Annotated in this window: 9 protein-coding genes; 2 read left to right on the plus strand and 7 right to left on the minus strand. The window is 62.3% G+C overall.

The genetic code is table 11. The features are described from left to right. Window positions 1–449 precede the first annotated feature (449 nt). Both DVJ77_RS18945 and DVJ77_RS18950 read right to left on the minus strand, forming a co-directional pair. On the minus strand, window positions 450–1,568 hold the full coding sequence (locus tag DVJ77_RS18945) for an inorganic phosphate transporter (protein ID WP_114847099.1): 1,119 nt from the start codon (window positions 1,566–1,568) through the stop codon (window positions 450–452). A 91-nt stretch (window positions 1,569–1,659) separates the two neighbouring features. Next, entirely contained in the window at window positions 1,660–2,289 is a 630-nt protein-coding gene (locus DVJ77_RS18950) for a DUF47 domain-containing protein (RefSeq protein ID WP_114847100.1), read from the minus strand. A 209-nt stretch (window positions 2,290–2,498) separates the two neighbouring features. Here DVJ77_RS18950 and DVJ77_RS18955 point away from each other — a divergent pair, with 209 nt between their 5' ends. Beyond that, a complete protein-coding gene (locus tag DVJ77_RS18955) occupies window positions 2,499–3,824 on the plus strand; it encodes a hemolysin family protein (protein ID WP_114847101.1) in 1,326 nt (441 codons plus the stop codon). A gap of 10 nt (window positions 3,825–3,834) precedes the next feature. Here the strand turns inward: DVJ77_RS18955 and DVJ77_RS18960 are convergent, their stop codons facing one another. Further along, window positions 3,835–4,596 carry an RNA methyltransferase gene (locus DVJ77_RS18960; protein ID WP_114847102.1) on the minus strand — a complete coding sequence of 254 codons (762 nt, stop codon included), beginning with the start codon at window positions 4,594–4,596 and terminating at the stop codon, window positions 3,835–3,837. A gap of 457 nt (window positions 4,597–5,053) precedes the next feature. Between DVJ77_RS18960 and DVJ77_RS18965 the strand changes: the two genes are divergently transcribed. Then, entirely contained in the window at window positions 5,054–5,857 is an 804-nt protein-coding gene (locus tag DVJ77_RS18965) for an inositol monophosphatase family protein (protein ID WP_114847103.1), read from the plus strand. Window positions 5,858–6,061: 204 nt separating this feature from the next. Here DVJ77_RS18965 and hda read toward each other — a convergent pair whose 3' ends face one another. From hda to DVJ77_RS18985, 4 genes are all read right to left on the minus strand, one after another. After that, on the minus strand, window positions 6,062–6,769 hold the full coding sequence (hda, locus tag DVJ77_RS18970) for a DnaA regulatory inactivator Hda (RefSeq protein WP_114847104.1): 708 nt from the start codon (window positions 6,767–6,769) through the stop codon (window positions 6,062–6,064). Continuing rightward, a complete protein-coding gene (locus tag DVJ77_RS18975; RefSeq protein WP_114847105.1) occupies window positions 6,766–7,944 on the minus strand; it encodes an AI-2E family transporter in 1,179 nt (392 codons plus the stop codon). Before DVJ77_RS18975 ends, hda begins: the two co-directional genes overlap by 4 nt. A gap of 308 nt (window positions 7,945–8,252) precedes the next feature. Continuing rightward, window positions 8,253–8,825 carry a CDP-alcohol phosphatidyltransferase family protein gene (locus tag DVJ77_RS18980; RefSeq protein ID WP_114847106.1) on the minus strand — a complete coding sequence of 191 codons (573 nt, stop codon included), beginning with the start codon at window positions 8,823–8,825 and terminating at the stop codon, window positions 8,253–8,255. Window positions 8,826–8,834: 9 nt separating this feature from the next. After that, window positions 8,835–9,860 (minus strand): DUF2066 domain-containing protein, encoded by a 1,026-nt coding sequence (locus tag DVJ77_RS18985; protein ID WP_225428092.1) that lies wholly within the window; start codon window positions 9,858–9,860, stop codon window positions 8,835–8,837. Window positions 9,861–9,960 lie beyond the last annotated feature (100 nt).

The raw sequence follows: 9,960 nt of genomic DNA on the forward strand, positions 1-9,960 counted from the left end.
TCCTCCCCCTGCGTGCAGGGGGAGGCTGGGAGGGGGTCCAACCTCGCCGCAAGATTGAACCCCTCCCCAACCCTCCCCTGCAAGCAGGGGAGGGAGCCACGCTGCCTCACCATTTCATTCTTCGGCGACTGCTGGCAGTCGCTCCCGAGTGCGCGCAGGACGCGCGCTGCTCTTCGGGGCCCCTTTGCAGCGGTGAGGCTTGGACGACAGGCCCGCAGGGTGGCAGGCATGGATGCCTGCCACTTTTCGCCAGGGCAGGAAGCCCTGTCGAAAAGCCCGGCCAAGCCTCACGCACTCGTAGGGCAGGATGCCCGGAGAGCGCTGCATGGGGGTGGCCTTCTCTTTGGTTACTTTCTCTTGGCTACTCAAGAGAAAGTGACTCGGGCCCCGGCAGGGGTCCGAAAACCGCCGCAGGCGACAAGCTAGCGAAGCCCCCCCTCAAAGAGGAATCACCACCACATCCCCACCAACCGCACCATCCCGTATGCCAACAACCCCGTCACCGGCAACGTCAAAATCCAAGCCCACACCATCCGCTCCACCACCGACCAGCGAATCGCATTGAAGCGCTTGGCCGCGCCCACGCCCATGATCGACGCGGAAACGTTGTGCGTGGTGGACACCGGTATACCGAATACCGAGGCGGTGAGGATCACGGCGGCTGAGCTGGTCTCGGCGGCAAACCCGTTAATGGGGTGCAGCTTGACCATCTTATGGCCCAGCGTCTTGATGATGCGCCAGCCACCGCCGGCGGTGCCTGCCGCCATGGTCAAGGCGCACAGCACTGTCACCCACACCGGAATCACGAAACCACCGGCGCTGGAACCCTCAATGCGTAGAAAGCTCAGCCAATCGGGTAGATCGCTGAACTGCCCGGCTGTGGTGGCGCCGGCAAGCGCCAGGGCGATGATGCCCATGCTTTTTTGCGCGTCGTTCATGCCATGGGCCAGGCCCATCGCGCTGGCCGACACGATTTGCGCCTTGCCGAAAAAGCTGTTGACGAACGGCGTGCGGCCTAAGCGGCGCAGGAATCCGCTGCGATGGGAAAACCAACTGAGCAATGCGTACAGGGCGCCCATCAACAGGAAACCTATGACGAAGCCGAGCAGCGGCGAGATCACCATGGGTGCGATCACCTTGGGTACTACGCCTTTGCCTTGCCACCAGTGGTCGCCATCTTGAAACCAGATGATCGAAGCAAAGTTGTTGCTCGATGCCGCCAGCGCCGCACCGACCAGGGCGCCAACCAGGGCATGGCTTGAACTCGACGGCAAGCCTAGCCACCAGGTAATGAGGTTCCAGATAGTGGCGGCGAGCAGCGCGCAGATCAGCAGGTGCGACCCTACCTCGACCACGCCGGTGTTAATCAGCCCGGCCGCGATGGTTGCGGCCACGGCGGTACCCCATAGGGCACCGATCAAGTTGGTGATGGCTGCCAGCAGTACCGCCTGGCCCGGCGTCAGGACCTTGGTAGCCACCACGGTCGCGATGGAGTTGGCGGTGTCATGAAAGCCGTTGATATAAGTGAAAGCGAGCGCGATCAGCACAACGATGATGACCATGCTCATGCCTGGCCTCCGCGCACGCGCAGAAAACGGCAGATCGCCGACGGCGCAAGGGCCGGGCTACGGGGGATACACAGGCACATGTGCGTCGGCCTCAGGAGTTCTTCAGCACGATCGAATAAACAATGTTGCCAACGTCGCGGCATTTGTCGATGGCTTTTTCAAGCAGCTCGTACAGGTCTTTGGCCAACATCGCACGCATGGCGTCATTGCCTTCGACATAGAGCGTGCGATAGGGCGCCAGCAGCATGCGGTCGCCTTCGGACTCCAGCGCCTGCAGGCGATCTTGCAGTTTCTTCACCGGGTCGATGCGCAGGCCGCGGCGCAACTCGCCGATCATTTCGACGACGACCACCGTGGCGCGCTCCAGGATCAGTGCGCGCTGACCGAAATCCACGTCGGCGATGCGCGAAACGACGATCTCGTAGCGTTCGGCGAATTTTTCGATGGTCTTGGGAATTTTATACAAGGCCGAGTTCAGCGCATCGATGTCTTCGCGATCCAGGGCGGTGACGAAGGTGTTGACCAGCTCTTCGCTGATCTGTGCGGCCAGTGCTTTCTCGCGTGCGCGGGTGGCGGCAAACGAGGCCATGACGGGCATGTGATCGGCATCGGTTACGAGCTGATGCAGCGCCCTGGCGCTTTCGTGCGCCGCTTCGGCGCTCTGTTCGAGCAGGCCATAGAACTTGTCGCCTTTGCCGAAGATCGTTTGCAGTGAAAACATGCGGATAGCGCCTGGGATGATGGGCAAAGAACGGGTTTGTGAAAGCAATGTTACAGGACACTCGGCCCGCATCGCACCCGTGGACCCTGGCTGGAACCCCGAAAACCAGCCGTATGGCCGTTTTTGAACCCCTTGCTCAACGATCGTGAACAGGCTCTTCTGCTCTTCGTTTACACTCGGCACATGCTCTCAACCCACCAGTCGCCGCGATGCTGACCGATATCGCGCTCGTTGTCGTTCTCGCCCTGTGCAACGGCTTCTTCGCACTCTCCGAGATGGCCCTGGTGGCCTCGCGCAAGAGCCGTCTCAAGCAAATGGCCAAACGCAGCCGTCGTGCCCGAGTGGCCTTGCGCCACGCCGAGGCGCCGGAGCATTTCCTCTCGACGGTGCAGGTCGGCATCACCTTGGTCATGCTGGTCACCGGCGCATTGGCTGGCGACGTTCTGGGTTCGCATATCGCGCAAGCCTTGCACGAAGGCCATGCCGCCTGGCTGGAGCCTTATGCGCGGGTGATCGGTATCGCGCTGGGCTTTGTGCTGATTTCTTATATTCAGATCGTGGTGGGCGAGCTGGTGCCCAAGCGGCTGGCGCTATCGGCGCCGGAGAAGGTCTCCAGCTATGTCGCGATGCCGATGCTGGTGCTGTCGCGCATCGCTTCGCCGTTTGTTGGGCTGTTGAATGTATCGAGCAGCTTGTTACTGCGCCTGCTGCGGGTCAACGATCGCGGCCGCGGGGCGGTGACCGAAGAAGAAATTCGCCTGCTGGTCGCCGAAAGCGCCGAACAGGGCGTACTCGATGCCGATGAGCGCAACATGGTCAATCGCGTATTGCGCCTGGGCGACCGCTCGGTCGACAGCGTGATGACCCCGCGCCCGCATATTGCCTGGCTGGATATCGCCGCCACGCAGGAGGCCAACGACGCCGTGCTGCGCGCCACGCCTTATTCGCGCTACCCGGTGTATCGCGGCGGCGAGCATGAGGTTGTCGGCGTGGTCGAGGTCAAAAACCTGCTGCGCAATTTCACCGGCGGCAGCGCCGACATGTTCGGGCAGATGGCCAAGCCGCTGTTTGTACCCACCACCGCACGGGCGTTGGACCTGCTGGAAGAATTTCGCGATGCCGAAACGCCGATGGCGCTGGTGGTCGACGAATACGGCGATATCGAGGGCCTGGTGACGCTTAACGACTTGCTCGCCGCGGTCGTCAGTGCCGCCCAGCTCGGTCATGGTAATGAGGCTGATTCGCCGATTGTCGAGCGTGCCGACGGTAGCTGGCTGGTCGATGGCTTGCTGTCCACCGATGACCTGCGCGAACTGCTGCATGTCGATCACCTGCCCGGCGAGCAGGAGCACGAATACCGCACCGCTGCCGGCATGGTGATGGCCGCGCTGGGGCATATCCCGCAGACGGGCGAGGTCTTTGTCTGGCAGGACATTCGCTTTGAAGTGGTGGATCTGGACGGCGCGCGCATCGACAAGCTGCTGATTACGCCGTCGTCAGGCAGTGACCTGGCTGATGACGAGCTGGGCGGTTGAGCCGGTCGCGTCAGTCGCGCCGGGCCAGCTTGGCCATCCGCTGCGCATCGGCGAAAACGCCGTGCAACATGCGCAATTCACGCTCGTCCATTTGCGCCCGCTGAAACAGTTTGCGTAACCGCAGCATGATGGTGGTCGGCGCGCGGCCCTTGTGAAAGTCGATGTCGTCGAGCATTTGCGCCAGATGCTCGTAGAAGCGCTCCATCTGCGCCGCGTCCGCCAGTGGCTCGGCATCTTGGGGCACCGGTGGCGGCGGCAGATCCTCGCCCAGCAAAGCCACACGCAGCTCATAAGCCATCACCTGCACCGCCTGGGAGAGGTTCAGCGAGCTGAAATCGTCCACGCTGGGGATGCGCACCATGGCATGGCAGCGCGCCAGCTCTTCATTCTCCAGCCCAGTGCGCTCGTTGCCGAAGACCAAGGCCACCTGCTCGCCACGCGCCGCTGCTGCCAACACTTGCGCGGCCGCCTCTCGCGGCGAGATCTCCGGCAGGTTCACGCCGCGCCGCCGCGCCGACAAGCCCAGCGCCAGATTGCTGCCAGCCAGACTATCGACCAGCCCACCATGCAGACCCGCCGCCTCCAGCACATCATCGGCGCCAGCGGCCATGGCGACCGCCTCCGGGCTGGGAAAGCGTGCGGGAGTAACCAGCTCCATCCGCGAAAAACCCATGGTGCGCATCGCTCGCGCGGCACTACCGATATTGCCCGGATGCGAAGTACGCACCAGCACAAACCGGATAAGGGCGATGAGGTCGTTGGCTGAAGTCATGCGGAGAGCTTGGCGATCATGGGGCGGCAAGGATAGTGGAACGGGGAACGGGGAACGGGGAACGGGGAACGGGGAACGGGGAACGGGGAACGGGGAACGGGGAACGGGGAACGGGGAACGGGGAACGGGGAACGGGGAAAAGCCTAAAAAGCAGAAGCAAAAAAGCAAGAGCAAAAACAAAGAAAGATCAAAAAAGAACGCGGATCTGCCATATCCCCTCGAACTTCATGTTCCCCATTCCCTATTCCCCGTTCCCCACCTGCAAAACAAAGAAAAATCAAAAAAGAACGCGAACCTGCAGTATCCCCTCGAACTTCATGTTCCCCATTCCCTATTCCCCGTTCCCTGCTCTCCCCCCCCGTTCCCCGTTCCCTGCTCTCCCCCCCGTTCCCCGTCCCGCCCCACCCCTGCTAGAATCGCCGGCCGAAACCCCCGTTCTTTTTACAAAGCCGAAGCCATGCCCAGACCCGCCGTCAATGTCGCGGTGCGCGCCGCGCGCGCCGCAGGAAACATCATCCTGCGCTACATGAACCGTATCGACGGACTCAATGTCGTCGAGAAACAACGCATGGACTTCGCCTCCGAAGTCGACAAACTGGCTGAAGCGGAGATCGTCAAAGAGCTGCGGCGTGCCTATCCGACACACGCTTTTCTCGCTGAAGAAAGCGGCGCTACCGGCAAAGGCCCGCTGACCTGGGTGATCGACCCGCTCGACGGCACGCACAATTACCTGCGCGGCATTCCGCATTTCTGTGTCTCGATCGCCATGCTCGACCGCGGCGTGCCGGTGTATGCCGTGATATTCGACCCGTTGCGCGATGAGCTGTTCACCGCCAGCAAGGGCGATGGCGCTTACCTCAACGATCGCCGCCTGCGGGTCAGCAAGCGCGAAAACCTCGGCGGCGCGATGATTGCCACCGGCTTTCCCTACCGTCAGCGCGCCCACCTCAACTCGCAGTTGGATATGACCCGCGCCCTGCTCGGCCAGGCCGAAGACATTCGCCGCTCGGGCTCGGCCGCATTGGATCTGGCCTACACCGCCGCCGGCCGCTACGACGGTTATTTCGAAATCGGCCTCAAGCCCTGGGACCTGGCTGCCGGCGTACTGCTGGTGCGTGAAGCAGGCGGTCGCTATTGCGATTTCGCCGGCCGCGACGGTATCCCCGAGAGCGGCAATATCATCGCCGGCAATTTGAATGTGGCCCAGGCCATGCTCGACGCCATCGGCCAACAAGCCACCCCCGGCCTGTTAAAAGCCTAAAACCAGCGAAACGTAGGTTGGGGTGAGCAACGCGAACCCCAATATGCCACGGCCGGCATCACGTTGGGGTTCGCTCACGCCCCCCCAACCTACCCACACGCCGAAGTGAATTACATCCACCCTTGCAGGCGCAAAGCGCATCCGACCCTGCACATGCCAGGTAGGTTGGGGTGAGCAACGCGAACCCCAACATCGCGCCAGATATCACGCCCCCGGCTCACCCGTCTCACGAAGCAAGTTCCGTAAAAACGGCACCGTAATACGCCGCTGCGCAGCCAGCGATGCCTGATCCAGACGATCCAGCAGATCGAGCAACGCACCCAGATCGCGTGCATAACGGGCGAACAGCCAATCCAACACGGTCTCATCCAGCTCGATGCCGCGCACAGCGGCCTGATTCCTCAGCACGGTGCGGCGCTCGGTGTCGTCCAGTGGCTTGAGCAGCACTTGCTGGCAAGCACCTAGACGTGAACGCAGGTCGGGCAAACCCAGGCCCAGCGACACCGGAAGCACATCGGCGGCGAACAGCAAGGTCGCGCCTTCGGCCTTGCTCTGGTTATAGACATCGAACAAGGCATGCTCGGCTTCGCGGTCGCCGGCTATGGCGCCCAGATCGTCCAGTGCCAACAACTCGCTACCGGCCACGCCGCGAATCGCCACCGCCTTGTCGCGCAAGCTGGCCAACGGCAGGTATTGCACCGTGCGACCGGCTTCATTGGCGGCTTGGCAGGCGGCCATCAGCAAGTGGCTTTTGCCGCTACCGGTGGGGCCGCTCAGATACAGCCACGAGGCGGCGGGCTCACGCGTCAGCCGCTCCACCGCAGCGAGCGTAACCGCGTTGGCGCCGGCATAAAAATGTTCGAAACGCTGACGACGCGGCCAGCGCAGGGCAAGTGGTAGCTGCGGAATCATCGTGTCGTGTGGTTATTTTGATCGCCAGCGGAGGTCACTAACGTGTCGCTTGTGACACTGCCGGCGGCGGTCTCGACAGTAACCTCGACCTCGGCGATCACCGGATCTACTGACCCCTCTTCGGTATAAAGCTGGCTATGCCGGTAGCGCTCGGCCAGATAGCGCAGCAACACCATGATGACCGAAGCTGCCGGCAGCGCCAGCAGCACGCCGAGAAAGCCGAACAAATAACCACCTGCCAGCACCGCAAAAATCACCGCGACCGGATGCAGGCCGATCTTTTCGCCCACCAGCCGCGGCACCAGTACATAGCCTTCGAGCAACTGGCCGACGATAAAAATACCGACCACGATCAGCACGTGGGTCCAGTCGCCGTATTGCACCAGCACGGCGATCAAGGCCGAACCAAAGCCGACGATAAAGCCCAGATACGGCACGAAACTAAGCAAGCCGGCGACCATGCCGATCAGCGGCCCGACCGAAAGGCCGGCGATAGACAAGGCGCCGCCGTAGAAGATGCCCAGAGCCAGCATCACCAGTAGCTGACCACGGACGAATGCGCCAAGTACCTTGTCGGACTCGCGCGCCAGATGGGCGATGGTCGGCTCGATGGAGCGCGGCAGGATGCCGTCGATCCAGGCCACCAACCGGTCCCAATCGCGCAGCAAATAGAACGCCACCACCGGTATCAACACCAGATTGGTCAGCCACATCACCACACCAATGCTGGAGCGCGAGATCTGGCCCAGCACCGTGGAGGCGACCTCGCCAATCGAGCCGATGTGGTCCTTGATCGCCGCCATCAGGCGGCTGGTATCGAAAACATGCGAATCGAGGTGCAGTTTGGCCTGCAGCCAAGGCATCGCCGTCTTATGCACCCACTCCGCGTAGTGCGGCAGATTTTGCAGCAGATTGTCGACCTGGCCTGAAATCAGCGGAATCAGCAGTAGCAAGGCGCCCACCGCGACCAGCACCAGCACGATGAAAACAATGCTTACCGCCAGCGTGCGACCCATGCCCAACCGTTCCAGCCGATCGGCCAGCGGATCGCCCAGGTAAGCCATCATCCCGGCGAACGCGAAGGGCATCAGCACCGGCGACAACAGCCAGAGCACATAGAGAATGCCCGCAGCAATCGCCAGCATCTGCCAGCGGCGGGAGGTGTCGTGGCTCATGGGTGACAGCGGATTCATCGGCAAAAAGGTCTCGTTGAGTAGCGAAGCCGGTCCGCCAGTGTCGCCTATGCGGGGGGCGGCTGTCAGCGCATGGTGCGGAACGGGGAACGGGGAACGGGGAACGGGGAACGGGGAACGGGGAACGGGGAACGGGGAACGGGGAACGGGGAACGGGGAACGGGGAACGGGGAACGGGGAACGGGGAAAAGCCTAAAAAGCAGAAGCAAAAAAGCAAGAGCAAAAACAAAGAAAGTTCAAAAAAGAACGCGGACCTGCCATATCCCTCCGAACTTCAGGTTCCCCATTCCCTATTCCCTGTTCCCCGCTCTACTACCCCCCGCCCGCCACGACCAGCGCCAGACATAGTCCAGCCCGCTAACCACGCACAGCACGGCGGTAATCGTCTGTAGCGATGGCGACAAGATCGACGGCCAGCCCGCCGCGCTGGCCAAAACCGCCAGCAGATACAGAATTTGCGCCAAGGTGCAGGCTTTGGATAACCAACTAGGCTGCGGCTTGATGGGGCCAATCAACAGGCGCCAGGCCAGCGCTCCGCTCACAATCAATAAATCGCGTCCCAGCACCAGAAACGCCAGCCACCACGGCAAGGCACCGGTTTTTGCCAGCAGTAGAAAACAGGCGACCAATAACAGCTTGTCGGCGACCGCATCGAGCATGCCGCCGAACCGACTCTGCCAACCGTAGCGGCGCGCCAGAAAGCCATCCAGCCCATCAGACACACCGGCCAACGCGATCAGGCCAAGCGCAAGGCGCGGTTGGTGTGATGCAATAGCCATGCTGATCGGCAGTATCAGCACGATCCGCAGCAACGAAATCGCGTTGGGGAGGTAACGCCACAACGAGGGCGATGCGGCGGGCATGATTGACGGCTAGTGCACCCAGCGCAGACTGATGTCGGCGCCGCTATGTGCCTCGCCCTGCAGTAAGCGACCACCAGCGGTGAGACTGACTGCCAGGGCAGTCATCGGCAGCCCCGCCTTGACGCTCAGCAACATGCCGTCACCCTGCGCGCTCAGCGTCGCCACCTGGTGCAGCATTGGATCGGCGCGCAGCACCCCTAGCAGATTGGCGTAATCCATCGCCGAGCGCACGTCCGATACCCATATTTTGCCGTCGATATTGCCCGCGCCGATCACGTTGAGCTGCTTGCCCAGCCGATCCGCCAGCGCATTGCCGGCGTCGGTAAGCAGGGCGCCATTGTCGGCCGCCGTGTTGCTCCAGCGTTGCTGCGGCCCGCCGGAAACCAGATTCCAGTCGGCATTGTTGCTACGCAACTGGCCGAGCAGAATCAGGCCGGTCTTGTATTGGCGCGCCAGCGTAACCAGTTGCTCGGGATCGGCATTGGTTACTGTCGGTGTATCGGTGACTTTGGACGGATCGGCCAACACCACGCTATATCCCCGCGTGGCTGCCGTTTGCGCCAAGGCGGCCAACGCATCTCGGGTCAGCACGCTGCCGTCCTCGTCGCGCACCAGCAGCAACACCGGCGGCTTCGTCGCGGCATTGCTCGCCACGCCCATCTGCGACACCGCCCGCTGCACCGCCCCCTGATCGAAGATCACTTGCAGGCTGATACCGCCCTGCGCCGGGGTGCCGCGCTGGTAGTGGTATTGCTGCACCATGCCCGGCGCCGCCTTCAGCGCATCGGCATAGCCGGCTTTAGTGCGCAGGTCTTGTCCGCCGGCGACCCGCGCCATGACCTGGCTCAGCGCCGTACCAAAGGCATCGTCGCGTTGTGCGTCGCTGGTGTCTTTGACCGGTACCGTCACCGTATAAGGCGAAACCTGGCCTTGCGCATGCGCCACCGGCAGCGGTGCAAAGAGACTGAGCCCAAACAAACCCAGGCATAAGCTGACGATAAGCAAACGTGGCAAGCGCATAAGGCGTGAGTACATCCATGGAAACTGCTGGGAGTCTGCCTAATCCGGGCGGCAGCGTCCATCGAGACGGGGAACGGGGAACGGGGAACGGGGAACGGGGAACGGGGAACGGGGA

The organism is Dyella tabacisoli (assembly GCF_003350925.1).
Taxonomy (GTDB): Bacteria; Pseudomonadota; Gammaproteobacteria; order Xanthomonadales; family Rhodanobacteraceae; genus Dyella_C; species Dyella_C tabacisoli.